Source organism: Caulobacter sp. Root655, assembly GCF_001427665.1.
In the GTDB taxonomy this organism is placed as follows: domain Bacteria; phylum Pseudomonadota; class Alphaproteobacteria; order Caulobacterales; family Caulobacteraceae; genus Caulobacter.
On record NZ_LMHC01000001.1, the window covers coordinates 292,859 to 318,547 of the forward strand.

The following is a 25,689-nucleotide window of genomic DNA, read 5'->3' on the forward strand; positions in this document are numbered from 1 at the left end:
GTCAGAAGGCCTCCGCGGGCAGGGCCATCAGGGTGGCCGAACCGGTCTTCAGTTTGGCCAGGTGGGCGCCAGCGTCGGGCAGCACGCGCTCGATGAAGTAGCGGGCGGTGACGATCTTGGTCGAATAGAACGGGTCGGACGAGCCGGCCGCGATCTTGGCGTTGGCGGCCTTGACCATCAGCGTCCACATGTAGGCCAGGCCCGTCAGGCCGAACAGGTGCATGTAGTCGGTCGAGGCGGCGCCGGCGTTGTCGGGGTTCTGCAGGCCGTTCTGCATCAGCCACATGGTGCCGTCCTGCAGCTGGGCCTTCACCCCGGCCAGGGCCTCGACGAACGGCTTGAGGGCCTCGTCGCTGTCGTTCTCGCCGATGAACTGGTCGATTTCCTGGAAGAAGGTCATCACGCCGCGGCCACCCTTGGAGGCCAGCTTGCGGCCCACCAGGTCCAGCGCCTGGATGCCGTTCGTGCCCTCGTAGATCAGGGCGATGCGGACGTCGCGCAGGTATTGGCTGGCCGGGAAGTGCTCGGTGAAGCCGCTGCCGCCGTGCACCTGCATGGCGTCAGAGCAGATCTTGAAGCCCTTGTCGGTCAGGTAGCCTTTCAGCACCGGCGTCATCAGGCCCATATAGTCCTCGGCCTTGGTGCGGGTGGCCTCGTCCGGGTGATGGTGGGCCAGGTCGCCGTGCAGGGCGGTCCAGAACAGGAAGGCGCGACCGCCTTCGATCAGGGCCTTGCTCTCCAGCAGCATGCGACGCACGTCCGGGTGGACGATGATCGGGTCGGCCGGGCCGTCCGGGCTCTTCGGGCCGGTCAGCGAGCGGCCCTGCAGGCGGTCCTTGGCGAAGGCGGCGGCGGCCTGGTAGGCGGCCTCGGCCTGGGCGACGCCCTGCAGGCCGACGCCAATGCGGGCCTCGTTCATCATCACGAACATCAGCTTCAGGCCGCTGTTCTCTTCGCCGATCAACCAGCCCTTGGCGTCCTCGTACTGCATGACGCAGGTGGCGTTGCCGTGGATGCCCATCTTCTCTTCGAGGCCGACGCACTTGGCGCCCTCGTTGCGGTCGCCGACCGAGCCGTCTTCCTTGGGCAGGAACTTGGGCACGATGAACAGGCTGATGCCCTTGACGCCGGCCGGGGCGCCCTCGATGCGGGCCAGCACCAGGTGGACGATGTTGTCGGCCATGTCGTGCTCGCCGGCCGAGATCCAGATCTTCTGGCCGGTGATGCGATAGCTGCCGTCGGCCTGCGGAACCGCCTTGGTGCGCAGCAGGCCCAGGTCCGTGCCGCAATGCGGCTCGGTCAGGTTCATGGTGCCGGTCCACTCGCCCGAGACCATCTTGGGCAGGTAGAGGTTCTTCTGCTCGTCGCTGCCGCCGGTGTGGATGGCCGAATAGGCGCCGTGCGCCAGGCCCGGATACATCGAGAAGGCCATGTTGGCCGACGAGCTCATCTCGCTGAAGGCCAGGTTGACGACGTGCGGCAGGCCCTGGCCGCCATAGGTCGGGTCCGAACCCAGGCCGGTCCAGCCGCCTTCGCACAGTTGCTTGTAGGCTTCCTTGAAGCCGTCCGGCGTCTTGACCGTGAAGTCCTTGTTCCAGACGCAGCCCTGCTTGTCGCCGACGGGGTTCAGCGGGGCCAGCACCTCACCGGTGAACTGGGCGGCGGCGTCGAGAATCTGCTCGACCGTCTCGAACGGCGCGTCGGCGAAGCCGGGCAGGTTGCCGTGCTGATCGATGTTGAGCACGTCGCGCAGGATGAAGGCGTGTTCGCGAACGGGCGGCTGGTAGGTCATGGATCAGTCCTGGTCAGGCGGGGGTCGGGGAGGGAGAGGGGCTCTCGCCCGCTTCGCCGTCCGGCGAAAGCGGGCGAAGGGCGGGTTATTTCCCGAGGGCGGCGTCGGCGTGACCGTCGAGCCGGGCGCGCAGCACCTGGTCGTAGTCAGCGGCGCGGGGCAGCAGGTCGGGGCGGATCTCGGCCAGGCGCCGCTCGAGGCGGGCGCAGGCTTCGCGCAGTTCGATCAGGGCGCCGTCGATGTCCTCGCGCTGCTGCTCCAGCGCCGTGGCGCGTTCGCGGAACTTCTTCAGCGAACGGGCCATCTGGGCCGCGCCGTCGTCGTTCTCGTCATAGAGGTCGAGCAGTTCGCGGATTTCCGACAACGACAGGCCCACGCGCTTGCCGCGCAGGATCAGCTGCAGGCGGACGCGGTCCTTGTGGGAATAGACGCGGTTGAGGCCCTCGCGGGCCGGGGTCAACAGACCCTTGTCTTCATAAAAGCGCAGCGCGCGCGGCGTGGCTTTGAACTCGTTGCACAACTGGCGGATTGTAAAGGTGCGCTCTGGACGTCGCAGGTCGGCCAACATCGAAACCCTCCCTGGGCAGGCCCGACTTCTGCGGACGGGCCGGTTGGTTATCGTCGATCACCATATGCTCGCGACAAACCGCCGTCAACGTTTACGTAAACGTCAACTTGATCGGAGTCGCTTAGGTTTACTTTCCTAGGGCCGAGGCATATTTTCCGTAGGCCCATCGTCCTGGGGCCAGCGCCAGGAAATCGCCATGTCGTCGCTCTCGCACACCGAAATCTGGACCGCGATCGACGCCCTGGCCAAGCGCTTCGACATGAGTCCGTCGGCCATGGCCAGGATGGCGGGGCTGGATCCGACCAGCTTCAACCGCTCCAAGCGCGGCGACGGCGATAACCGCCCGCGCTGGCCCTCGACCGAGAGCCTGGCCAAGGTTCTGGAAGCCACCGGGGTGGGGTTTTCGGAGTTCGCGGCCCTGACCGAGCGGGCGCGGCCGCCCAGTCCGCGCGCCGTGCCGCTGATCGGCTTCGCCCAGGCCGAGGCGCCCGGGATGTTCGACGAGGCCGGCGCGCCAGTCGGCGAGGGTTGGGACGAGATCGATTTCCCGGGTCAGGGCGAGGACGGGGTCTATGCCCTGGAGATCACCGGCGACGCCCTGGCCCCGGTCTATCGCGACGGCGACCGCGTCCTGGTCTCGCCGTCGGTCGAGCCGCGACGCGGTGACCGGGTGGTGGTCAAGACCACGGGCGGCGAATTGCTGGTCAAGGAACTGGCGCGGGTCACGGCCCGCAGCGTCGAGCTGGCCTCTCTGACGCCGGGCGGCCAGGATCGCACGCTGGACCTGGCCGAGGTGGTGTGGATCGCCCGCATCCTCTGGGCCAGCCAGTAGGCTCGCGGGCTATCAGATCCTAGGTGCGGGGGCAGTCGGCGTGCTTGCTCTGCAGCCAGGCGGTCAGGTCGCCCTCCCAAGGGGCGTCGCACGAGATGTCGACGCGATAGGAGTGCCAGGTGTCGTTGTGCGCCGCCTCGATGTGGGCCGAGGGGAACTGGGACGCCAACTCGCCGAGCAACGTGTCGAATTCCGAGCGATCTGACGGGCGGAGGGTGAAGCAAGCCATCGGTCTAACCTTGGTTCTGATGACCACAGACTAGACGCTCAATTACGAGCAGACCCTTAACCGCCAGTTCAGACTTCGTTCATCTGTTGAGGCATGGTGTCGCGGGGGCCGATCAGCCAGCCAGCGCGCCGGCCACCACTTCGCGCGCGGCGGCCTGCACTTCGCGCAGATGGTCCGGGCCGAGAAACGACTCCGCGTAGATCTTGTAGACGTCCTCGGTGCCCGACGGGCGGGCGGCGAACCAGGCGTTCTCGGTCACCACCTTGAGGCCGCCGATCGCCTCGTCGTTGCCGGGGGCCCGGGTCAGGATGTGCTGGATCGGCTCGCCCGCCAGCTGGCTGGCGGTGACGTCGGCGGGGCTCAGCGAACCCAGGCGGGCCTTCTCCTCGCGCGAGGCCGGGGCGTCGACGCGGGCATAGGCGGGCGCGCCGTGCTCGGCGGTGAGTTCCGCATAGGCCTGGCTGGGGCTGCGTCCGGTGACGCCCTGGATCTCGGCGGCCAGCAGGCCCAGCAGCAGGCCGTCCTTGTCGGTGGTCCAGACGCTTCCGTCGTGGCGCAGGAACGACGCGCCGGCCGATTCCTCGCCGCCGAAGCCGACGCCGCCGTCCAGCAGGCCGGGGACGAAGTGCTTGAAGCCGACCGGCGTTTCCAGCAGGCGGCGGCCCAGCTTGGCGACCACGCGGTCGATCATCGACGACGACACCAGGGTCTTGCCGACGGCGACGTCGGCGGCCCACCGCGGCCGATGGCTGAACAGATAGGCGATGGCCACGGCCAGGTAGTGGTTGGGGTTCATCAGCCCGGCGTCCGGGGTGACGATCCCGTGGCGGTCGGCGTCGGCGTCGTTGCCGATCGCGATGTCGAAGGCGCCGCCGCCCTGCATGGTGCGGATCAGGTTGGCCATGGCGCTGGCCGACGAGCAGTCCATGCGGATCTTGCCGTCGGTGTCGAGCGGCATGAACGCCCAGCGCGGATCGACCCGGTCGTTGACCACGGTCAGGTCCAGCCGGTGGCGGTCGGCGATCTCGCCCCAATAGGCGACGCTGGCGCCGCCCAGCGGATCGGCCGCGATCTTCACGCCGGCCGACCGGATGGCGTCCAGGTCCAGCACGCTGGGCAGGTCGTCGACGTAGTGGGCCAGGAAGTCGTACTCGCCGACCGTGGCGCGGGCTCGCTCGAACGGCACGCGACGCACGCCGTTCAGGCCGTCCCTCAGCAATTGGTTGGCCCGCGCCGCGATTGGCGTGGTGGCGTCCGAGCCGGCAGGGCCGCCAGTGGGGGGGTTGTACTTGAAGCCGCCGTCGCGGGGCGGGTTGTGCGACGGGGTGATCAGGATGCCGTCGGACGATCCCGGGGCGGCGCGGTTATGCCTGAGGATGGCGTGCGACACCGCCGGGGTCGGGGTGTAGCCGTCGCGCGAATCGACCAGCACCTCGACCCCATTGCCGACCAGCACCTCCAGCGTCGTGCGCCAGGCGGGTTCGGACAGTCCGTGGGTGTCGCGGCCGATGAACAGCGGGCCTGTGATCCCCGCGCTGGCGCGGTGCTCGACGATCGCCTGGGTGATGGCCAGGATGTGGTTCTCGTTGAACGCCCCGTCGAGGCTGGAGCCCCGGTGGCCTGAGGTGCCGAACACCACCTTCTGATTGACGTCGGAAACGTCGGGCTGGATGTCGCGATAGGCGGCGATCAAGGCGGCCAGGTCGACAAGGTCTTCGGGACGGGCCTGGAGGCCGGCGTGGCTATGCATGTCTTGACCCTACTCAGCACTCAAGTGTGGTGGCAACGCCGGCCGCATGGCCCGGCGCCGCAACAGCGATGTAGCCGCGAAATGCGTCATTCTTCCGAGACGCTGAATCCGCATGGACGATTTGAAGCCAGACGCCGTGCGTCCTTCGAGGCCCGCCTTCGGCGCGCACCTCAGGATGAGGAGCGCTGTTGCCGAAGTCCTCATCCTGAGGCGCCCTCCAGAGGAGGGCCTCGAAGGACGCAAGACGGTTCCGCTTCACGTCCGCCCCACCGACCATTGCCCTAGGCGGCCAGCTTCTCCTCGATCAGGGCGATCGTGCGGTCCAGGCCGAAGATCGCCGCGAACGAGCCGAAGCGCGGACCCTGGCTCTGGCCCAGCAGCACCTCGTAGAGGGCCTGGAACCAGGCGCGCAGCGGGTCGAATTCGTGGTCCTTGCCGACCGCGAACACCTCGTTCTGGATCAGCTCGGCGTCCTGGCAGCCGGCCGGCAGGGCCCTGAGGCGCGCCAGCAGGTCGACGATTGCGGCGCGCTCCTTGTCGTCCGGGGCGCGGAAGGTCTTCGAGGGCTTCACGAAGTCCTCGTAGTAGTTGATCGCATAGCCGGCCAGGCGGTCCAGCAGCGGATGGCTCTCCGGCGTCGCGCCGCCGACATAGCGGCCCAGGAACCCCCAGAGGATGTCCTTGGTCGAGGCGTCGGCGGCCGAGACCAGGTTCAGCATCAGGCTGAACGACACCGGCGAGCCCTGCTCGGGCGGCTGGCCGGAGTGGACGTGCCAGGCGGGGTTGTCGACCTGCTTGGCCGGCTCCTGCTTTTGGTAGGCGTCCAGCTGTTGCAGATACTCGTCCGTCGCCTTGGGGATGACGTCGAAATAGAGCTTCTTGGCCGATTTCGGGCTCTGGAACATGTAGTAGGACAGGCTCTCCGGCGCGCCATAGCGCAGCCAGTCTTCCATGGTCAGGCCGTTGCCCTTGGTCTTGGAGATCTTCTGGTTGTTCTCGTCCATGAAGAGCTCGTAGTGGAACCCTTCGGGCGGCGAGCCGCCCAGGACCTTGCAGACCTGATTGGACAGGCGGACGCTGTCGATCAGGTCCTTGCCGCTCATCTCGTAGTCGACGCCCAGGGCCGTCCAGCGCATCGCCCAGTCGGGCCGCCACTGCATCTTGACGCCGCCGCCGGTCACCGGGACCTCGGTCAGCTGGCCGTCCTCGTCGCGGAACACGATCGTGCCCTTGGCGACGTTGCGTTCAAGGGTCGGGACCTGCAGCACCTTGCCGGTCCTGGGGCTGATCGGCAGGAACGGCGAATAGGTCGCCCGGCGCTCCTCGCCCAGCGAGGGCAGCATGATCTTCTGGATGGCGTCAAAACGCTCCAGGGCGATCAACAGGGTCTCGTCGAACCGGCCGCCGCGATAGCAGTCGGTCGAGGACACGAACTCGTAGTCGAAGCCGAAGCCGTCGAGAAAGGCCCGCAGGCGGGCGTTGTTGTGGTGGCCGAAGCTCTCGTGCTCGCCGTAGGGGTCGCGGACCACGGTCAGCGGCTTGTCGAGGTCGGGGATCATGACCTCGCCATTGGGCACATTCGGCGGAATCTTGCGCAGGCCGTCCATGTCGTCGCTGAACGAGATCAGGCGCGTGGGGATGGCATTGTCGGTCAGGGCGCGGAACGCCGCGCGGACCATGGTCGTGCGCGCCACCTCGCCGAAGGTGCCCATGTGCGGCAGGCCCGACGGGCCGTAGCCGGTCTCCAGCACCACCGGTTTGCGCAGGGCTTCCAGGGTCTTGACCGCTTCGTCGGTCTTGCCGGCGTTGATCAGGGTCGAGGCGAAGTCGCGCTCGGTGTCGGTCAGGCGCAGACGCAGGGTGCGGGCGAGCAGGGCGCGCGCCTGCTCGAACGGCCAGGCGCGAGCGTCGCGGGCGAGGGGGGAGAGGCCTTGGAACATGGGGGCGGTATAGGGGGAACCGGCGGCGGAGGCTAGGTTCGGGGAAGGAAAGGCGGTTGGACGAGGATGGGCGCGCCTCAGAACGCCGCGCTGAACACCGTGCCGTCCGGCATCAGGGCCGCACGCTTCACGCCGTCGGATGCGAAGGGCATGCTGACATTGCCGTCCCGGTCGACCGCGATCAGCCCGCCGTCCCCGCCCAGGGCCGCGACCCCGGCGATCGCCGCCGCCGCCGCGCTCTCAAGGCTCTCGCCGCCGAACCGCATGCGGTGGGCGATCTGCACGGCCACCGCCGTGCGGATGAAATATTCGCCCTGGCCGGTGCAGGAGACCGCCGCGTGGTCGTCAGCCCAGGCTCCGGCCCCGATGATCGGCGAATCCCCAACTCGACCAGGAAGTTTTCCGAACACCCCCGCCGTCGAGGTCGCCGCCGCCAGCCGGCCCTCGGCGTCGCGGACCACGCAGCCGACGGTGCCGGTGGGAAGTTCCGGCGGATGGTTGGACTCGAAAGCCCCCGCCTGGGTGAACCAGCTTCCGGGGTCTTCGATCTCCTTCAGCCCTTGCGAGCGTGCGAAGGCCATTGCCCCCTCGCCGGCCAGCATCACGTGAGGCGTCTTTTCCATCACCGCCCGGGCTGCCAGGATCGGGCTCTCGAAGCCCTGCAGGGCGGCGATCGAGCCGGCACGGCCGGTGGTCCCGTCCATCAGGCAGGCGTCCAGTTCATAGGCGCCGGCGGCGTTGGGCGAGGCGCCCTTGCCGGCGATGTAGAGGCCGCTGGCCTCCAGGGCGACGACGGTCTCGACGGCGACGTCCAGGGCGCTGGCCCCCGCCGCCAGCCGGTCACGAGCCGCCTCGACCAGGCCGCGCATGTGGGCGATCTCGACGCCGTAGTCGTGACCCGGGGCGGAGCCGGCGCCGCCGTGCAGGGCGAGACTAAAACGTTTGTTTGACATTCCGCTTCCTTGGTCCGGCGCCCTGCGCTAGCGTCCGCGCTCTTAAAGACAAAAGACGGGAGAAGCGAGATGAAGGCGGTGCTCAGCAAGGCGGTCGGCGGACCCGAGACCCTGGTGCTGGAGGAGCTTCCCGACCCCGTCGCCGGCCCCGGCCAGGTGGTGCTGGCGGTCAAGGCCTGCGGCGTCAACTATCCCGACGTGCTGATCATCGAGGACAAGTACCAGTTCAAGCCGCAGCGCCCGTTCGCGCCCGGCGGCGAGGTGTCCGGCGTGGTCGAGTCGCTGGGCGAGGGCGTCACCACCCTGAAGGTCGGCCAGCGGGTGCTGGCCTCGAGCGGCCACGGCGGCATGGCCGAGAAGCTGCTGGTCGACGCCGTGCGCTGCACGCCGATCCCCGACTCCATGCCCTTCGACGAGGCCGCCGCCTTCATCCTGACCTACGGCACTTCGTACTACGCCCTGAAGGACCGCGGCCAGCTGAAGGCCGGCGAGACCGTGCTGGTGCTGGGCGCGGCCGGCGGTGTCGGCCTGGCGGCCGTCGAACTGGCCAAGGCGGCTGGAGCGCGGGTCATCGCGGCGGCTTCCAGCCAGGAGAAAGTCGACCTGGCCATCGCCCACGGCGCCGACGCCGGGGTGGTCTATCCGCGCGGCCCGTTCGACAAGGACGGCCAGAAGGCGTTGGCCAACCTGATCAAGGAGGCCTGCGGCCCCAATGGCTGGGACGTGGCCTATGACGCGGTCGGCGGCGACTATTCGGAGGCCACCATCCGGGCCGCCGGCTGGAACGGCCGTTTCCTGGTCATCGGCTTTCCGTCGGGCATCCCGAAGATCCCGCTGAACCTGACCCTGCTGAAGTCCTGCGACATCCGCGGGGTGTTCTGGGGCGCTTCGGTGGCCCGCGAGCCCAAGCTGCACGTCCAGAACGTCAAGGACCTGATGGGCCTGTACGCCGAGGGCAAGATCAGGCCGCACGTGTCCGAGCGCTTTCCCCTGGCCAAGGCCGGCGACGCCATCGCCCATCTGGCCAGCCGCAAGGCGATGGGCAAGGTCGTGGTGGTCAACGACTAGGGACGGGGATGAGATTGGGGACGCACACTCACGGCAATGCCGTGGTCTACCTGGCTGAGACGGTGCCCTGAGTGTGTGTCCCTTGTCGTCCAATAATGGTGAACAGTCTATAAACCAAGAATTCAAGGTTAAATCCTGCTAAGGATCCTTATTGGCAAACACATAACGCTGTTGCTCTAAAAGCTGTCCTTCGAATAGTCGGAGGCGGCGTTCAGATGTTCCTACCCGCACGCGACGCGTTCTCTCCCGAGGCGCGTCGACCTTTTCGCATGAGCCGGCGTCCCGAAGAGCGGGTGCGGGTTCTGGGCGGCGCGATGGACCTTGTCCGGCCGGAGGAGGTTTTCCATTTCGTGGCGGGCAAGATCGCCGCGCGTGAAGGGGCGATCGTCGCCAACCACAACCTCCACAGCCTCTATCTGATCCGCAAGGACGAGAAGATCGCCGAATTCTACCAGCGGTCGGACCTGATCGAGGTCGACTCGGTGCCGCTGATCTTCTGGGCGCGCATCGTCGGCCGGGCCAGCCGGCGGTTCCATCGCTGCACCTATCTCGACTGGCGCGACGCTTTCTGGGAGCGCGCGATCGCCGAGAACTGGAAGGTGTTCTTCGTCGGCGGCGCGCCGGGCGTCGGCGAGAAGGCCGTCGAGCGCATCCAGGCCGACTGGCCGGGCGCCCAGATCCAGACTCACCACGGCTATTTCGACGTCGCGCAGGGGGTGGCGGAGAACCAGGCGGTGGTCGAGGCGATCCAGGCCTACAAGCCCGACATCGTGCTGGTCGGCATGGGTATGCCGCGCCAGGAGGTCTGGGTCCTGGAGAACCAGGCCCAACTGGGGCCCTGCGTGACCTTCACGGTCGGCGGAGCCTTCGACTACGAGGCCGGCGTCCAGCGCCCCTCGCCCCGCTGGATGGGGCAGGTGGGTATGGAGTGGCTGTTCCGGCTGATGGTCGATCCGCAGCGCTTGTTCACCCGCTACTGCCTGGAACCGTGGCACCTGATGGGTCCGGCCCTGCATGACTTGCGAAAAGCCCTTGTGAGACAGGTGGTTTCTCGTAAGGCTCCCGACACCGCTAGCGTGGAATATACGCGTGCGGCCGATTTGGCGCGCTCTGACAGTCTGGGGGGACGATGAGCTTGAATATCTATTTGCCGCCGCCGACCGTGAAGGTCGAGCGTCCGGGCATCCTGCAACGTGTCGCGGCGATCCTTGGCTTGGCCGGTCTGATCCTGGCCTGGGCCGTGCTGCTGCTGCCCTGCGCGCTCTGGCTGCTGGCCAGCCTGGTGGTCAACCGCCTGACGACGACGCCCGTTCGCCAGCAGGCTCGCCAACAAGCCTGAACGTTGTTCACTTATCCCTAGCCAGGCGCGCTCCGGCGCGCCAGGATGGCCGCGCCTAGCGTAGCGGCCCGATCCCAGAGGCCGCGCCGGGCTATGGGAGCGACGCATGACGGGACGTCTGGACGGCAAGGTTGCGGTGATCACCGGCGGATGTTCGGGCATCGGACTGGGGGCGGTCGAACTGTTCGTGGCGCAAGGCGCGCGCGTCGTGGCGGCCGACCTGCAGGCCGAGAAGGGCGCGATCCTGGAACGGCGCTTCCCCGACAAGGTCCGGTTCTCGCGCTGCGACGTCACCGACGAGGCCCAGATCGCCGCGACCATGGCCCTGGCCCAGGAGGCCTTTGGCGGCCTCGACATCCTGTTCAACAACGCTGGCCACGGCGGCGCGCCCAACGGCGTGGCCGACATGACCGCCGAGGGATGGGACGCCACCTTCGCCCTGCTGCTGCGCGGCCCGGTGCTGGGCATGAAGCACGCCCTGCCGCTGATGCTGGCGCGCGGCGGCGGCAGCATCATCAACACCGCCTCGATCGCCGGCCTGCAGGCGGGGTTCGGGCCGCTGGCCTATTCCACCGCCAAGTGCGCGGTGATCCACCTGAGCCGCTGCGCGGCGGCCGAGCTGTCGCCGCAGAAGATCCGGGTCAACGCCATCTGCCCGGGCCTGATCGCCACCTCGATCTTCGGGGCCTCGATGGGCCTGCCGCGCGAGGTCGCCGACCAGATGGCCGCCCGCGTCGCCGAGGTCGGGCCCAAGATCCAGCCGGTCCCCAAGTCCGGCCTGCCCGAGGACATCGCCCGCGCCGCCCTCTACCTGGCCAGCGACGACTCCGAGTTCGTCACCGGCACGCACATCGTGGTCGACGGCGGCCTGACCATCGGCGGCCGCAGCAGCTGGGATTCCACGGCGCCGTCGCCGCTGCTGTCGGCGATGGGCATCACTCCCGAGCAGGCCGAGCAGATGCGGGCGGCGGTGATCGCCTCGCAAGCCCACGCATGACGGCGACTCCCCCCATCATGGCCAAGTCGTGAGCCTGCTGGCCGCGAGGCGCGGGTTCGGGGCCCGGCTGACCCCCAATCTGCGCGGCGCGCTGTGGATGCTGGCCTCGGCGGTGCTGTTCACCGCCATGACCACGCTGATCAAGTATCTGGGGGCGGGCTATCCGGCCGCGCTGCAGACCTTCTATCGCCAGTTGGCCGGGGTGATCGTGCTGCTGCCCCTGGTGGCGCGCGACTGGCGCGGGGCGTTGCGCACCACGCGCCCGGGCATCCTGATCTTCCGCTCCAGCGCCGGCGTGCTGGCGATGATCCTGGCCTTCTATGCCTATCAGGAACTGCCGCTGGCCGACGCCAACGCCCTGTCGTTCACTCGCACTCTGTGGCTCGTCCCGCTGGCGGCCCTGGTGCTGCGCGAGCCGCTGGGCCCGATGCGGATCGCCGCCGCCGGGGTCGGCTTCGTCGGCGTGCTGATCATGCTCAAGCCGGGCGGCGATGGCGCCCACTGGCTGGGCTGGCCGCAGGCGGCGGCCCTGGCCTCGGCCCTGCTGTTCGCCCTGACCATCACCGGCATGAAGGTGATGACCCGCGACCACTCGCCCTTCACCCTGCTGGTCTACGCGGCGGGGCTGGGCCTGGTGTTCTCGATCCCGCCAGCCCTGTTCGTCTGGCGCTGGCCCAACTGGCCCGACCTGGGCCTGCTGGCCCTGATGGGGGTGATCGGCACCCTGACCCAGGGCTGCTACATCAAAGGCATGGAGGCCGGCGAGGCGGCGGTGATGGCGCCCATCGACTATACCCGCCTGGTGTTCGCGGTGGCCGCCGGCTTCCTGCTGTTCCACGAGACGCCCAGTCCGGCCGTGCTGGCGGGCGCGGCCGTCGTCGTGGCCTCGACCCTCTATATCAGCGTGCGCGAGCACCGGCTGTCGCGCCTCAAGGCGGCGGCCGAGCCGCCGCCCTAGGCTGACAAGCGGCCGCGAATGTCGTCATCAACCTGTCCATATCGTCCCGTAACAGGGGCGGGGACCAAAGATGTCGGTCGTCGCGTCGCGCGCGGGCTTGACCTCGGCGGCCATTGGCGGCACGGCGGTTTGGCGATCCCGGGATTCATCGTTCGCGCGGCGACGTACGATGGCGGTCTCTTCGGCGCCGCCAAGAAGTCCGCGAATCGGGGGAGGGGAAGGATCGGGCGGGCCTTGAGCGCGCCCTTCTCGACGACGATCATTCGACCACGGATGGAGACCTTCTGATGCAGACCGTATTGGTGGCCGGCGGCGCCGGCTATGTCGGATCGCACACCTGCCTGCGCCTGGCGCAGGAGGGCTTCCTGCCCGTGGTGTTCGACGACCTGTCCAACGGTCACCGCGAGCACGTGCAATGGGGCCCCCTCGAGCAGGGCGACATCCGCGACGGCGCGCGCCTGGACGCGGTGTTCGCCGCCCACAAGCCGGTGGCCGTGCTGCACTTCGCCGCCAGCATCGAGGTGGGGGAATCCACCAAGAACCCGGGCAAGTTCTTCGACAACAACGTCGGCGGGGCGATCTCGCTGATCGAGGCGACCCGGCGCGCCGGCGTCGAGGCCCTGGTGTTCTCCTCGACCTGCGCCACCTTCGGCGATCCGATCGGCCTGCCGATGGCCGAGGACCACCCGCAGAACCCGCTCAATCCCTACGGCCGCAGCAAGCTGATGGTCGAACAGGCCTTGGCCGACTATGCGCGCTATGTGGGCTTCCGCAGCGTGGCCCTGCGCTACTTCAACGCCGCCGGGGCCGATCCCGAAGGCCGCATCGGCGAGTGGCACGAGCCCGAGACCCACGCCATCCCCCTGGCCATCGACGTGGCCCTGGGGCGTCGGGAGCATTTCACGATCTTCGGCGACGACTACGACACCCGCGACGGCACCGCCGTGCGCGACTACGTCCACGTGCTCGACCTGGCCGACGCCCACGTCCTGGCCCTGCGCCACCTGCTGGGCGGCGGCGAGGCGGCGATGTTCAACCTGGGCACGGGGCACGGCACGACCGTCCGCGAGATGATCGCCGGCGTCGAGCGGGTGTCGGGCCGGTCCCTGCCGGTGGTCAACGCCCCCCGGCGGCTGGGCGACGCGCCGGTGCTGGTGGGCGACAACGCCCTGGCCCGCCAACGCCTGGGCTGGGCGCCGACCCGCGACCTGGACGCCATCCTGGGCAGCGCCTGGCGCTGGCACTCCGGGCGCGCGAGCCAGGTTGCAACCCCAGCGGTCGCACGCCGATAGCGCGCATTTCGCGAAACGCTTTTTTTGCACCTTCACCGTTATTGCTAGCAGGAACTCCCTGGGGGACCTGCGTGTGTTGAAGGTTTTGACCTGCCTGACGACGGAGCATGACCTTCGTCTGGTCGTCGTCGCCGGCCTGATCTGTTTCGCCGCGTGCTTCACGGCGTTTCGGCTCTATTCACGCATGCGCGGCGCCACGGGCGTGGTGCGGGCCGCCTGGCTGCTGCTGACCGGCCTGGTGTCGGGATCGGGCGTCTGGGCCACCCACTTCATCGCCATGGTCGCCTACGATCCCGGCCTGAAGACCGGCTACAGCCCCAGCGGCACCCTGCTGTCGCTGATGATCTCGGTGATGTTCATGGCCGGCGGCTTCGCCGTGGCCTCGGCCCAGCGCACTCGCACCAACGACTTCGCCGGCGGCCTGATCCTGGGCATGGGCATCGCGGCGATGCACTACACCGGCATGTCGGCCTTCGTGACCCAGGGCTTCGTGCAGTGGGAACAGGCCACCGTGGCGGCTTCGGTGCTGCTGGGCGTCTGCGGCGCCGCCCTGGCCCTGACCGTGGGCGGACGCGCCCGCACCCTACTCAAGCAGCTCGGCGGCGGCGCGATCCTGACGGTCGGCGTCTGCGCCCTGCACTTCGTCGGCATGGGCGCGATCACCATCGTCCCCGACCCCGCCATCGTCGTGCCCGAGCAGATGCTGTCGGGCGCCATCCTGACGCTGGCGGTGACCTCCATCACCGGCATGATCATCCTCGGCGGCCTGGGCGCCGTGGCCATCGAATCCCAGACCAGCCGCTCGGCTCTGGACCGTATCCGCCGCCTGGCCAACGCTGCCTATGAAGGCATCATCGTCGTCCAGGACGGCCTCATCAACGACGCCAACGCCGCCTTCTGCGAGCTGGCCGGGGTCGAACTGGACACCTTGCTGGGCACGCCGGTCTCGAACCTGCTGACCTTCGACACCGAAGCCCCGACCCGCGAGGGCGTGCGTCGCGAAGGCGCGCTGCAACCGGTCGACGGCGGACGGCAGATCCCCATCGAGGTGTTCTCCCGCCTGATGGACGACGGCGCGCGTCGCGAGACCTCGGGCCTCACCGTCCTGGCGGTCCGTGACCTGCGCGAGCGCCGCTCGGCCGAGGAGAAGATCCGCTACCTGGCCGAACATGACGGCCTGACCGGCCTGCCCAACCGCAACTCGTTGCAATCGCGCCTGGCCGCGGCCTTGGACCGGGTCGAGGCTTCGGGCGAGAGCCTGTCGCTGGTCTGCATCGACCTGGACCATTTCAAGGAAGCCAACGACCTGCACGGTCACCTGGCGGGCGACGCCCTGCTGGTCGAGACCGCTCGCCGTCTGCAGGATTCGGTGACCGCGCCGTCCTTCGCCGCCCGTCTGGGTGGCGACGAGTTCATCGTCGTCCAGATCGCCGCCGGCGACCAGCCGGGCGCGGCCGCCGAACTGGCCGGCCACCTGCTCGAGGCGTTGTCGGTTCCCGCTTCCTACGAAGGCCAGGAGCTGGCCATGGGCGCCAGCCTGGGGGTCTCGCTGTTCCCCGACGACGGTCGCACCGCCGAAGCCCTGTTGGCCAACGCCGACATGGCGCTCTATCGCGCCAAGGAAAGCGGCCGCGGCGCCTATCGCTTCTTCAAGCGCGAGATGGACGAGTCGATCCGCGAGCGCCGGACCATGGCGCGGGAGTTGCGCCAGTCGATCATCGATGAGGATCTGGTCGTCCATTACCAGCCGTTGGCCACGGCCTCGGACGGCGTGGTCTGCGGCTTCGAGGCCCTGGTGCGCTGGAACCACCCGGTGCGCGGCATGATCCCGCCGCTGGAGTTCATTCCGATCGCCGAGGAAAACGGCCTGATCACCCAGCTGGGCGAGTGGGTGCTGCGTCGCGCCTGCGCCGACGCCGTCACCTGGGAGCGTCCGCTGCGCATCGCCGTCAACCTGTCGCCGCTGCAGCTGAACCAGCCCAACCTGTCGACCGTCGTGCACGAAATCCTGATCCAGACGGGGCTGGCCCCCAAGCGGCTGGAGCTCGAGGTCACCGAGAGCGCCCTGTTCAAGGACTATCAGCGGGCGCTCGACAACCTGCGCCGGCTGAAGGCGTTGGGCGTGCGCATCGCCATGGACGACTTCGGCACCGGCTTCTCGTCACTGTCGACCTTGCAGTCGTTCCCGTTCGACAAGATCAAGATCGACAAGAGCTTCGTCGAGAACATCCACCGCCACGACCGGGCGACGGTGATCGTCCGGGCCGTGCTGGGCCTGGGCCGCAGCCTGGACATCCCGTGCGTCGCCGAGGGCGTCGAGACCCAGGAACAGATCGACTTCCTGCGCGGCGAGGATTGCGCCGAACTGCAGGGCTACGCGATCGGCCGCCCGGCCCCGGTCGACACCCTGTCGGCCTGGACCCTGGCTAGCGTGGCCGCCGCCGCACCCAAGAAACGCAAGGCGGCTTCGACCAAGACGGAAGAGGTCCCGGCGAAAGAGGCCAAGGCGGCCGACCGCGACGCGGCTTGAGCAGCGGCCTGCGCTAATAGCCTGTCATCCCGGATCGTCCCTTCGGGCCGTCCGGAATGACATCGATAGCGGCGGTCGCGCCTACCGCCGCCGCGTCAGTCCGCCCAGGACGCCGCGCATGATCTCGCGACCGGCCTGGCTGGCCAGGGTGCGCAGCAACGACTTGGCGAAGGTCTCGCCCATCGACTGACGACTCGAGGCGCGGGGCTTGGGCGCGGCGCGGGCGGCCTGGGCCGCCTCGCGTTCACGAACCTTTTCCGCCGCCGCGTCCTGGCGCTCCAGCTCGGCCTGGTCGGCGGCCGCGTCGGCCTGCTGCTGGACCTGGGCCGCGCGGCCCTGCAGCGTCTCGTAGGCCGAGGCGCGGTCCAGGGTGGTGTCGTAGAGGCCGGCGACCGGGCTCTTGGCGATCAGGGCGACGCGCTCCTCGGGGGTCAGCGGACCCAGGCGCGAGGCCGGCGGGCGGATCAAGGTCTTCTGCACCACGCAGGGCGCGCCCTTGGCGTCCAGGGTCGAGACCAGGGCCTCGCCGACCCCCAGGGCCTGGATGGTCTCGGCGGTGTCGAAGCCGGGATTGACCCGGAACGACTGGGCCGCCGCTCGGAGCCCCTTCTGGTCGGCGGGGGTGTAGGCGCGCAGGGCGTGCTGGACGCGCGCGCCCAGTTGGCCCAGCACCGCGTCGGGGATGTCGGCCGGGTTCTGGGTGACGAAATAGATGCCCACGCCCTTGGAGCGGATCAGCCGCACGACCTGCTCGATCTTCTCCAGCAGCGGCTTCTCGGCGTCGTTGAACAGCAGGTGGGCCTCGTCGAAGAAGAACACCAGCTTGGGTTTGTCCGGGTCGCCGATCTCGGGCAGTTCCTCGAACAGCTCCGACAACAGCCACAGCAGGAAGGTGGAATAGAGCTTGGGCGACTGGATCAGCGTGTCGGCGGCCAGGATGTTCACATAGCCGCGGCCGGCCGCGTCGGTGCGCATGAGGTCGGTCAGCTTCAGGGCCGGCTCGCCGAAGAAGTTCTCGGCCCCCTGGCTTTGCAGGGTCAGCAGCTTGCGCTGGATCGAGCCGACCGTGGCCGGGGCGACGTTGCCGTACTGGGTGCCGATGTCGGCGGCGTGGTCGGCGACGTATTTCAGCGCCGCCTGCAGGTCCTTGAGGTCCAAAAGCAGCAGGCCGTCCTTGTCGGCGACGTGGAAGACCACGGTCAGCACGCCCTCCTGCACGTCGTTCAGTTCCAGCAGCCGCGACAGCAGCACCGGGCCCATCTCGGAGATGGTGGTGCGGATCGGGTGGCCCTTCTGGCCGAACAGGTCCCAGAACATGGTCGGCGGCGCGGCCGGGGTCAGGGCCAGGTCCATCGAGGCGGCGCGGGCCAGCATCTTCTCGTTCGGCGCGCCCAGGGCGGCGATGCCCGAAAGGTCGCCCTTCACGTCGGCGGCGAACACCGGCACCCCGGCGTCGGAAAAGGCCTGGGCCATGATCTGCAGGGTCACGGTCTTGCCCGTGCCCGTCGCCCCGGCCACCACGCCGTGGCGGTTGGACCGGTCAAGCCGCTGGGTCACGGCCCCTTCGCCGAGCCCGATCAGGATTTCGCCTTCGCCGATCACCAGGGTCATACGCAACGTCCTTCATATTGAGGGTGTAACCGTAGCCTCGGCCTTGCGCCGCGCCAATCGCGTCGCGCAAAGTGGCGCAAGTCTTTTACAGACCTTTCAAGAGAGATACCGCCGATGTCCATTTCGCCCTCGATCACCGGCCGCAACGCCCTGGTGTTCCTGGCGGTCGTCGCCGGGGGGGCCGCGCTGTACTGGATGCGCGGAATCCTCACGCCCCTGGCCATGGCGGTGTTCCTGGCGGTGATGATCGACAGCTTCGCCCGGGTCCTGCTGCAACGCGTGCCGCGCTTCCCCAAGGACCTGGCCCTGCCCAGCGCCATCCTGCTGTCGATCGCCATGTTCGGCCTGTCGGTCTGGGTGGTGACGGCCAATGGCGCCAGCTTCGTCGGGCAGATGCGCGACTACGCGCCGCGCCTCAACGACGTGATCGCCCAGGTCGCCTCGCTGGTCGGGGTCAAGGTGGCGCCGACCATCGGCGACCTGATCAACCAGCTCAATCCGACCCGCTACGCCGGGGCGGCCGCCCAGAGCCTGCAGAACTTCGCCTCCAACGCGGTGCTGGTCCTGATCTATCTGGGTTTCATCATCGCTTCGCGGCGCGGCTTCAGCCGCAAGATCGTGGCCCTCTACCCCCACCACGCCGAGCGCGACGGGGCCATGCAGCTGTTCCAGCGCATCCGCAACGGCATCGAGCAGTACCTGTGGATCCAGACCGTCACCGGCCTGATCATCGCCGTCGCCGCCTGGGCGGTGATGATGCTGGTCGGCCTGGACAACGCCATGTTCTGGGCCTTCCTGATCTTCATCGCCGCCTATATCCCCATACTCGGCGGGGCGATCGGCTGCATCCTGCCGCCGCTGTTCGCCTTGGTGCAGTTCCCCCACAGCTTCTGGCCGGCCGTGATCCTGTTCGCCGCGCTCGAGGTCATCTATTTCGTGGTCGGCAACGTGATCCTGCCGCGCATGCAGGGCGACACCCTGAACATGGACCCGACGGTGGTGCTGCTGTCGCTGGCGGTCTGGGGCGCCCTGTGGGGCGTCACCGGCATGTTCCTGTCGACGCCGCTGACCGTGGCGGTGATGCTGATCCTGGCCCAGTTCGACGGCACGCGCTGGATCGCCATCCTGTTGTCGGAGGACGGGGACCCCAGCGGCGCGGCCCTGGACACCCCTCCGCCGGGCGCGGCGCCAAAAAAGCGCGGCGTTCGGGCGGCTTCTCGACAGAACTCGATCAAGGGGACTTAACATCCCAAATGGCCTTCCTATCTAGGTCCTGTCGGTGTCCCCCCACGCCGACCCCCGCGCGACGCAGACCGATTTTCCGGAGCGTCCGATGCGGAACCGCCCGTCGCCCCCCCGGCGGGCCTGCGCCGCCGGTTCCCCCACCGGCGGCGCTTCCGTGTCCGAGTGATCGCGGCAAGATCTTCGCCCATTTTTTCCGGTTACGGTTGAAACCAGGCCTGAAAGGGCTAGGTTGTCGCCAAAAATTCGCGAGGAAATCCCATGGTCGGTGAAAAACTTGACCCCAAGGCGGCCGCAGCTCAATCGGAAGGCCTGATCACAGCCTTCGGCGCGGCTCTGGGGCAGGGGGCGCTGACCGAGCCGCTACGCCAGTTCGTCGCTCAGGCGCAGGAAGACTGGTCGGCCGAGGAACTGCCGGGCTTCGCCGCCGACGACATCGCCCACGGCCTGATCGACTTCTGGCGCTTCGGCGAAACCGCTCCAAACACGGGCGAACAGCCCGTCTCGCTGCGCATCCGCCGCGCCCGCCGCGCCGACGGGACCGACCTGAAGAGCGACCTGCTGGAGATCGTCCAGCCCGACCGTCCGTTCCTGGTCGACAGCATCATGGGCGCCATCGCCGAGCAGGGCTTCTCGGTCCGCGCCATGTTCCACCCGGTGGTCGAGACCGCCGCCGGCCGCCGCTCGATGATCCAGGTCTATCTGGCCCCGGTCGGTGAAGACCGCGAGGCCGCCCTGATCGCCGCCGTCCGCGAGACCCTGGCCGACGTCCAGCTGGCGGTCGACGACTCCGACGGCATGAAGGCGCTGATGCGCCGCACGATCGACGCCCTGCGCGACTCGCCCGTCGCCATCCCGGAGGTCGAACGGGCCGAGGGCCTGGCCTTCCTCGACTGGCTGGAAGGCGACCACTTCGTGTTCCTGGGGGCCCGGGTCTACGAATATCCCCGCACCGCCGACGGCGGTTATGCGGCCGAGGAGCCGCTGTACCAGCCCGAGGGCAGTCTGGGCGTGCTGCGCGACCAGACCCGCACCGTCCTGCGGCGTGAGAGCGAGCCGGCGATCCTGTCGCCCCAGGTCCGCGACCACCTGCTGCTGGGCGCGCCCCTGGTGGTGGCCAAGTCGAACCTGCGCTCCAAGGTCCACCGCCGCGGCTACATGGACTATGTCGGCGTGCGGCGTTACGGCGCCGACGGCAAGGCGTCGGGCGAGGTCCGCTTCGTCGGCCTGTTCACCGCCGAGGCCTACGAGACCCCCGCCCACGAGGTGCCGGTGATCCGCCGCAAGGTCGAGCACGTGCTCGACCAGGCCGGCAAGGACCCCGACAGCCACAATGGCAAGCGCCTGCGCAACATCCTCGAGACCTGGCCGCGCGACGAGCTGTTCCAGATTCCCGAGGGCGAGCTGCTGACCATGGCGCTGGGGGTGCTGCACCTCTACGATCGGCCGCGCGTGCGGCTGTTCGCCCGCCGCGACCCGTTCGACCGCTTCATATCGGTGCTGATGTTCGTGCCGCGCGAGCGCTACGATTCCGGCGTCCGCGAACGGGCCGGCAAGATCCTGGCTCAGGCCTTCGAGGGCCGCGTTTCGGCCTATTATCCCAGCTTCTCCGACGCCCCGCTGGCCCGGGTGCACTATGTTCTGGGCGTCACGCCCGGCAAGCATGGCGACCCGGACCTGGCCGACCTGGAAGCCGCCGTCGCCGAAACCGCCCGCACCTGGGAAGACCGCTTCGAGGTCGCCGTGCGCGAGGGCGGAGCCCCCGGCCGCGTGGCCGAGACCCTGGCCCGCTACCTGACCGCCTTCCCGCCCGGCTATCGCGACCAGTACGACGCCGCCGAGGCCCTGGCCGACATCGCGGTCATCGACGATCTGGCGCAGGGCGAGGCCGTCCGCGTGCGCGGCTTCCGCCACGCCGACGACGACAAGCTGACCTTCCGCTTCAAGCTCTACCGGCCCGGCGCCGCCGCGCCCCTGGCCGACGTTCTGCCGATCCTCGAGCACATGGGGCTGAAGGCCCTGATCGAGGACGGCTTCAAGCTGACCCCGGCCGCCAATACCAGTGTAGGGAGCACGCACGGCAAGGTCTGGGTGCACGAGTTCACCCTGCGCGACGAGCAGGGCGAACACCTGTCGTTCGGCGACGTGAAGTCGGCCTTCGAGGCCGCCTTCGTCGCCATCTGGACCGGTCGCGCCGAGAGCGACGGCTTCAACCGCCTGGTGCTGGAACTGGGCGTCGGCTGGCGCGAGGCCGCCCTGGTCCGCGCCCTGGCCCGCTACCGCCAGCAGACCGGCCTGGACCCCAGCCAGGGCGTGCAGGAGCAGGCGCTGTCGGACAATCCCGGCGTCACCCGGCTGATCCTCGACCTGTTCCGCATCAAGTTCGATCCGGCCGTCCGCGCCGACCTCAAGGCCAGGGAAGAGCAGGCCAAGGCGGTGGAGGCCAAGATCGGCGAGGCCCTGCAGGCGGTGGAAAGCCTGGACGCCGACCGCGTCCTGCGCCGTATCGCCGCCCTGGTCGGCGCCATCCAGCGCACCAACTTCTTCCAGGTGGGCGAGGACGGCGAGCCCAAGCCCTATATCAGCTACAAGATAGCGTCGCGGGAACTGGACGACCTGCCGGCCCCCAAGCCCTATCGCGAAATCTACGTCTCGGCCCCGCACGTCGAGGGCGTGCATCTGCGCTTTGGGCCCGTGGCCCGGGGCGGCCTGCGCTGGAGCGACCGTCGCGACGACTTCCGCACCGAGGTGCTCGGCCTGGTCAAGGCCCAGCAGGTCAAGAACGCGGTGATCGTGCCGGTCGGCTCCAAGGGCGGCTTCTTCCCGAAAAACCTGCCGCGCGGCGGCACGCCGGACGCCATCCGGGCCGAGGCGATCCGCGCCTACAAGACCTTCCTGTCGGGCCTGCTCGACATCACCGACAACATCGACGCCGACAACAAGGTCGTGCCGCCGGTCGGGGTGATCAGCCATGACGGCGAGGACCCCTATCTGGTCGTCGCCGCCGACAAGGGCACGGCCACCTTCTCCGACATCGCCAACGGCGTGGCCGAGGACTACGGCTTCTGGCTGGGCGACGCCTTCGCCTCGGGTGGGTCGGTCGGCTACGACCACAAGGTCATGGGCATTACCGCCCGCGGGGCCTGGGAAGCGGTCAAGCGCCACTTCCGCGAACTGGGCAAGGACATCCAGGCCGAACCGTTCACCGTGGTCGGGGTCGGCGACATGAGCGGCGACGTGTTCGGCAACGGCATGCTGCTGTCCAGGCAGACCAGGCTGCTGGCCGCCTTCGACCACCGCCACATCTTCGTCGACCCCGATCCGGACGTGGCGACCTCGTGGGCCGAACGCGACCGGATGTTCAAGCTGCCGCGCTCGTCGTGGGACGATTACGACAAGAGCCTGATCTCCAAGGGCGGCGGGGTGTTCGCCCGCTCGCTGAAGACCATCACCCTGTCGCCCGAGGTGCGGGCCCTGTTCGAGATCAAGGCCGAGACGGTGACGCCGGCCGAACTGCTGACCGCGATCCTCAAGTCAAAGGCCGAGCTGCTCTATCTCGGCGGCATCGGCACCTATGTGAAGGCCAGGGGCGAGAGCCAGGCCGAAGCCGGCGACAAGGCCAATGACGCCATCCGCGTCAACGGCGCCGACCTGCGGGTCAAGGTGGTGGGCGAGGGGGCCAATCTGGGTCTCACCCAGGCCGGCCGCATCGAGTTCGCGCAAATGGGCGCGGGCGGGGCGGGCGGCCACATCAACACCGACGCCATCGACAACTCGGCCGGGGTCGACAGTTCCGACCACGAGGTCAACATCAAGATCCTCACCGGGATCCTGGAGCGCGGCGGCAAGCTGACGCGCGACAGCCGCAATCAGCTGCTGCCGACCATGACCGACGACGTGGCGAGCCACGTCCTGGCCGACAACTACGACCAGACCCTGGCCCTGACGCTGATGGAAAGCGACGCGGTGTCGGAAGTCGATTCCCACGCCCGGTTCATGGCCGAGCTGGAGGCCAAGGGCCGGCTGGACCGCCGGGTCGAGGGCCTGCCCGAGGCCGCCGTGCTGTCCGAGCGCGCCAAGGTCGGCAAGGGCCTGACCCGGCCGGAACTGGCGGTGCTGCTGGCCTATGGCAAGATCGACCTGTTCGACGACATCGTCGCGTCGGCCGCGCCGGACGATTCGTGGTTCGAGGCGACGCTGCTGGGCTATTTCCCGCCCGCGCTGGGCAAATATGCCAACGAGATGCAGCGCCACCGGCTGAAGCGCGAGATCATCGCCACGGTGCTCGACAACCAGATGATCAACATGTGCGGCCCGACCTTCCCGAGCCGCCTGCGGGCCGCCGCCGGCTGCGACACCACGGCCCTGGTCACGGCCTTCGCCGCCGCCCGCGAGATTCTCGGGATCGACGCCCTGTGGGACCAGGTCTCGGCCCTGGACGGCAAGGCCTCGGCCGCCGGCCAGACGGCGCTGTACAAGGCCCTGGCCTACGCCTTGCGCAGCCTGACCTTCTGGCTGGCCCGGCGGGCGTTCCGCGACAAGCTGACGGTCGACAAGCTGGTCGAGGCCTACGGCCCGTCGGTGAAGGCGCTCAGCGCTCTGACCCCGGCCATCCTGTCGTCGTTCGAGCAGAAGGCCTCGGCCAAGCGAGCCAAGTTCTACATGGCCGACGGCGCGCCGGAGGCCCTGGCCCAGGCCGTGGCGGCCCTGCAACCCCTGACCACGGCGGCCGACCTGGTCGATCTGGGCAACGCCTCCAGCTGGCCGGTCGAGAACGTCGCCCGCCTCTACCACCAGGTTGGCGCGGCCTTCGGCTTCGACCGCCTGCGCGGCGCGGCCGGCTCGTTCGTCGGCGGCGACCCCTTCGAGCGGCTGGCCGTGCGCCGGCTGATCGAGGACATGCTCGGCGAGCAGACGGCCATCACCCAGGCGGTGCTGAAGTTCTCGGCCAACGCCCAGGCCGGCGACGACGAGGCCTCGGCCAAGGCGGCGACCACCTCGTGGGCGGCCCTGCGCACCGACACCGTCCGCGCCGCCAAGCGCACGGTCGAGGACATCGAGCAGGCCGGCGGCGGCTGGACCTTCGCCAAGCTGACCATCGCCAACGCGGCGCTGCGCGGGCTGGCGACGGCGTCGTAGAAGGGGCGCCGTACTGAAACCCTCTCCCGGCGGGAGAGGGTTCGTCTATAACCGTCTCCAGTTTGGGGGACGCCTATGGACCAAGGCGATCGGCGGCGGGCCGCGTGGGCGCTCTACGAATGGGCCCAGCAGCCCTATTGGGCGCTGATCGCCACCTTCATCTTCACCCCCTATTTCGCCGCCGGCTTCGTCGGTGACGCGGCGCGGGGCCAGAGCCTGCTGGGCTATGCCGGCGCGGTCTCGGGCCTGCTGATCGCGGTGTTCAGCCCGCTGGTCGGAGCTTCGGTCGACGCCCGGCGCAATCCGCGCGCCTGGCTGGTCGGCCTGGCCTTTCCCTTCGTCCTCGCCAGCGCCGCCCTGTGGTTCGCCGTGCCCGGCGCCCAGGACCGCGTCCTGCCGATCCTGGCCTGCCTGGTGGTGGCCGGCGTGGCGGCCGAACTCAGCAGCGCGGTGATGAACGCCCTGCTGCCGCTGGTCGCCAAGCCGGGCGAGGTGGGGCGGCTGTCGGGCTCGGCCTGGGCCCTGGCCTATGTCGGAGCCTTGATCTCGCTGTTCATCGTGCTGCTGTGCTTCTCGCTGCCGCAGGTCCCGATGCTGGGGCTGTCAAAGGCGCTGCACGAGCCCGACCGGATGGTCGGCCCGCTGGTGGCCCTGTGGTTCCTGCTGTTCGCCTGGCCGCTGATCCTCACCGCGCCCCAGCCGCCGGAAACCGGCGCCAGGAAGCCCCTGGCCGAGCTGTGGTCGACGATCCGCTCGCTGCCCGGCAAGCCGTGGATGCTGCGCTTTCTGATTGGCCGGATGCTGATCGGCGACGGCATCTCCAGCTTCATCGCCTTCGGCGGCGTGCTGGCCGCCGGCCTGTTCGGCTGGACCACGACCCAGCTGGGCCTCTACGCCATCGCCCTGTCGATCACCGCCGGGATCGGCACTTTCATCGGCGGGCGCGTGGACCAGAAGCTGGGCTCCAAGGCCACGGTGCTGATCGCCGTCTGCGTGGTGCTGTTCGGGGCGTTCGGGGTCGGCTGCGTCGGCCGCGACAGCCTGTTCTTCGTGTGGCCGGTCGCCGCGCCGGTTCCCGGCGGAGCGCTGTTCTCCAGCCTGCCCGAGCGGGTGTTCCTCGGCTTTTCCCTGTTCGTCGGCCTGACCTTCGGTCCGGCCCAGGCCAGCCTGCGGGCCTGGATGGCGCAACTGGCGCCGGCCGGCGAGAGCGGGCGGTGGTTCGGGCTCTATGCCCTGTCGGGCAAGGCCACGGCCTTCCTGGCTCCCTTGGTCATCGCCATCGGCACCCGCCTGGTCGGCGATCAGCGCATCGCCGTCGCGGTCTCGGCCCTGTTCATGATCGCCGGGGCGGCGGTCCTGGCCCGCGTGCCGCGCCAGGGCCCGGAAGCAGCCTGACATAATTTCGACCTGAAAACCCTGGGTTGTTCCTTTCGCGGTCACGGTTAGGAT

18 protein-coding genes are annotated in these 25,689 nt (G+C 68.9%); 11 read left to right on the forward strand and 7 right to left on the reverse strand.

Annotated elements, in window-relative coordinates:
* Position 1 precedes the first annotated feature (1 nt).
* Both ASD79_RS01360 and ASD79_RS01365 read right to left on the reverse strand, forming a co-directional pair.
* A complete protein-coding gene (locus ASD79_RS01360) occupies positions 2-1,792 on the reverse strand; it encodes an acyl-CoA dehydrogenase C-terminal domain-containing protein (protein WP_056719264.1) in 1,791 nt (596 codons plus the stop codon).
* 85 nt (positions 1,793-1,877) lie between these two features.
* Complete coding sequence (locus tag ASD79_RS01365) at positions 1,878-2,357, reverse strand: MerR family DNA-binding transcriptional regulator (protein WP_035035461.1); 480 nt, start codon at positions 2,355-2,357, stop codon at positions 1,878-1,880.
* 199 nt (positions 2,358-2,556) lie between these two features.
* Here ASD79_RS01365 and ASD79_RS01370 point away from each other — a divergent pair, with 199 nt between their 5' ends.
* Positions 2,557-3,192 carry a helix-turn-helix transcriptional regulator gene (locus ASD79_RS01370; protein ID WP_056719265.1) on the forward strand — a complete coding sequence of 212 codons (636 nt, stop codon included), beginning with the start codon at positions 2,557-2,559 and terminating at the stop codon, positions 3,190-3,192.
* A 19-nt stretch (positions 3,193-3,211) separates the two neighbouring features.
* Here ASD79_RS01370 and ASD79_RS01375 read toward each other — a convergent pair whose 3' ends face one another.
* The 4 genes from ASD79_RS01375 to ASD79_RS01390 all read right to left on the reverse strand — a co-directional run bounded on the left by ASD79_RS01375 (position 3,212) and on the right by ASD79_RS01390 (position 8,064).
* The gene (locus ASD79_RS01375) at positions 3,212-3,421 is read right to left on the reverse strand and encodes a hypothetical protein (protein WP_056719266.1); all 210 of its coding nucleotides are present in this window, start codon (positions 3,419-3,421) and stop codon (positions 3,212-3,214) included.
* Positions 3,422-3,533: 112 nt separating this feature from the next.
* A complete protein-coding gene (gene pgm / locus ASD79_RS01380; RefSeq protein ID WP_056719267.1) occupies positions 3,534-5,171 on the reverse strand; it encodes a phosphoglucomutase (alpha-D-glucose-1,6-bisphosphate-dependent) in 1,638 nt (545 codons plus the stop codon).
* Between the two features lie 281 nt (positions 5,172-5,452).
* On the reverse strand, positions 5,453-7,111 hold the full coding sequence (locus ASD79_RS01385) for a lysine--tRNA ligase (RefSeq protein ID WP_056719268.1): 1,659 nt from the start codon (positions 7,109-7,111) through the stop codon (positions 5,453-5,455).
* Positions 7,112-7,188: 77 nt separating this feature from the next.
* Positions 7,189-8,064 carry an isoaspartyl peptidase/L-asparaginase family protein gene (locus tag ASD79_RS01390; protein WP_056719269.1) on the reverse strand — a complete coding sequence of 292 codons (876 nt, stop codon included), beginning with the start codon at positions 8,062-8,064 and terminating at the stop codon, positions 7,189-7,191.
* A 69-nt stretch (positions 8,065-8,133) separates the two neighbouring features.
* Between ASD79_RS01390 and ASD79_RS01395 the strand changes: the two genes are divergently transcribed.
* From ASD79_RS01395 to ASD79_RS01425, 7 genes are all read left to right on the forward strand, one after another.
* Entirely contained in the window at positions 8,134-9,132 is a 999-nt protein-coding gene (locus tag ASD79_RS01395; RefSeq protein ID WP_056719270.1) for an NADPH:quinone oxidoreductase family protein, read from the forward strand.
* A gap of 215 nt (positions 9,133-9,347) precedes the next feature.
* The gene (locus ASD79_RS01400) at positions 9,348-10,265 is read left to right on the forward strand and encodes a WecB/TagA/CpsF family glycosyltransferase (protein ID WP_056719271.1); all 918 of its coding nucleotides are present in this window, start codon (positions 9,348-9,350) and stop codon (positions 10,263-10,265) included.
* Positions 10,262-10,471 (forward strand): hypothetical protein, encoded by a 210-nt coding sequence (locus ASD79_RS01405; RefSeq protein WP_056719272.1) that lies wholly within the window; start codon positions 10,262-10,264, stop codon positions 10,469-10,471. The genes ASD79_RS01400 and ASD79_RS01405 overlap by 4 nt, the downstream gene beginning before the upstream one ends.
* Positions 10,472-10,577: 106 nt before the next feature.
* Positions 10,578-11,468, forward strand: a complete 891-nt coding sequence (locus ASD79_RS01410) for an SDR family NAD(P)-dependent oxidoreductase (protein ID WP_056719273.1) — start codon at positions 10,578-10,580, stop codon at positions 11,466-11,468.
* Between the two features lie 67 nt (positions 11,469-11,535).
* Complete coding sequence (locus ASD79_RS01415; RefSeq protein ID WP_255356961.1) at positions 11,536-12,426, forward strand: DMT family transporter; 891 nt, start codon at positions 11,536-11,538, stop codon at positions 12,424-12,426.
* Between the two features lie 287 nt (positions 12,427-12,713).
* Complete coding sequence (gene galE, locus ASD79_RS01420) at positions 12,714-13,718, forward strand: UDP-glucose 4-epimerase GalE (protein ID WP_056719274.1); 1,005 nt, start codon at positions 12,714-12,716, stop codon at positions 13,716-13,718.
* A 40-nt stretch (positions 13,719-13,758) separates the two neighbouring features.
* Entirely contained in the window at positions 13,759-16,248 is a 2,490-nt protein-coding gene (locus tag ASD79_RS01425) for an EAL domain-containing protein (protein ID WP_235524322.1), read from the forward strand.
* Between the two features lie 81 nt (positions 16,249-16,329).
* Here the strand turns inward: ASD79_RS01425 and ASD79_RS01430 are convergent, their stop codons facing one another.
* Complete coding sequence (locus ASD79_RS01430; protein ID WP_156400315.1) at positions 16,330-17,859, reverse strand: helicase HerA-like domain-containing protein; 1,530 nt, start codon at positions 17,857-17,859, stop codon at positions 16,330-16,332.
* Between the two features lie 114 nt (positions 17,860-17,973).
* Here ASD79_RS01430 and ASD79_RS01435 point away from each other — a divergent pair, with 114 nt between their 5' ends.
* The 3 genes from ASD79_RS01435 to ASD79_RS01445 all read left to right on the forward strand — a co-directional run bounded on the left by ASD79_RS01435 (position 17,974) and on the right by ASD79_RS01445 (position 25,635).
* Positions 17,974-19,104 (forward strand): AI-2E family transporter, encoded by a 1,131-nt coding sequence (locus ASD79_RS01435; RefSeq protein WP_056719277.1) that lies wholly within the window; start codon positions 17,974-17,976, stop codon positions 19,102-19,104.
* A gap of 258 nt (positions 19,105-19,362) precedes the next feature.
* Positions 19,363-24,240 (forward strand): NAD-glutamate dehydrogenase, encoded by a 4,878-nt coding sequence (locus tag ASD79_RS01440; RefSeq protein ID WP_056719278.1) that lies wholly within the window; start codon positions 19,363-19,365, stop codon positions 24,238-24,240.
* 75 nt (positions 24,241-24,315) lie between these two features.
* Positions 24,316-25,635, forward strand: coding sequence for an MFS transporter (locus tag ASD79_RS01445; protein WP_056719279.1), 1,320 nt, complete (start codon positions 24,316-24,318; stop codon positions 25,633-25,635).
* The last annotated feature ends 54 nt before the right edge of the window (positions 25,636-25,689 follow it).

What these genes read in the sequence shown, in the direction of transcription:
- ASD79_RS01405 (WP_056719272.1), top strand. Translation starts at nt 10,262, where the DNA reads ATGAGCTTGAATATCTATTTGCCGCCGCCGACCGTGAAGGTCGAGCGT.
- ASD79_RS01440 (WP_056719278.1), top strand. Translation starts at nt 19,363, where the DNA reads ATGGTCGGTGAAAAACTTGACCCCAAGGCGGCCGCAGCTCAATCGGAA.
- pgm (WP_056719267.1), bottom strand. Translation starts at nt 5,171, where the DNA reads ATGCATAGCCACGCCGGCCTCCAGGCCCGTCCCGAAGACCTTGTCGAC.
- ASD79_RS01385 (WP_056719268.1), bottom strand. Translation starts at nt 7,111, where the DNA reads ATGTTCCAAGGCCTCTCCCCCCTCGCCCGCGACGCTCGCGCCTGGCCG.
- galE (WP_056719274.1), top strand. Translation starts at nt 12,714, where the DNA reads ATGCAGACCGTATTGGTGGCCGGCGGCGCCGGCTATGTCGGATCGCAC.
- ASD79_RS01400 (WP_056719271.1), top strand. Translation starts at nt 9,348, where the DNA reads ATGTTCCTACCCGCACGCGACGCGTTCTCTCCCGAGGCGCGTCGACCT.
- ASD79_RS01445 (WP_056719279.1), top strand. Translation starts at nt 24,316, where the DNA reads ATGGACCAAGGCGATCGGCGGCGGGCCGCGTGGGCGCTCTACGAATGG.
- ASD79_RS01410 (WP_056719273.1), top strand. Translation starts at nt 10,578, where the DNA reads ATGACGGGACGTCTGGACGGCAAGGTTGCGGTGATCACCGGCGGATGT.
- ASD79_RS01375 (WP_056719266.1), bottom strand. Translation starts at nt 3,421, where the DNA reads ATGGCTTGCTTCACCCTCCGCCCGTCAGATCGCTCGGAATTCGACACG.
- ASD79_RS01360 (WP_056719264.1), bottom strand. Translation starts at nt 1,792, where the DNA reads ATGACCTACCAGCCGCCCGTTCGCGAACACGCCTTCATCCTGCGCGAC.
- ASD79_RS01390 (WP_056719269.1), bottom strand. Translation starts at nt 8,064, where the DNA reads ATGTCAAACAAACGTTTTAGTCTCGCCCTGCACGGCGGCGCCGGCTCC.
- ASD79_RS01370 (WP_056719265.1), top strand. Translation starts at nt 2,557, where the DNA reads ATGTCGTCGCTCTCGCACACCGAAATCTGGACCGCGATCGACGCCCTG.
- ASD79_RS01395 (WP_056719270.1), top strand. Translation starts at nt 8,134, where the DNA reads ATGAAGGCGGTGCTCAGCAAGGCGGTCGGCGGACCCGAGACCCTGGTG.
- ASD79_RS01430 (WP_156400315.1), bottom strand. Translation starts at nt 17,859, where the DNA reads ATGACCCTGGTGATCGGCGAAGGCGAAATCCTGATCGGGCTCGGCGAA.
- ASD79_RS01435 (WP_056719277.1), top strand. Translation starts at nt 17,974, where the DNA reads ATGTCCATTTCGCCCTCGATCACCGGCCGCAACGCCCTGGTGTTCCTG.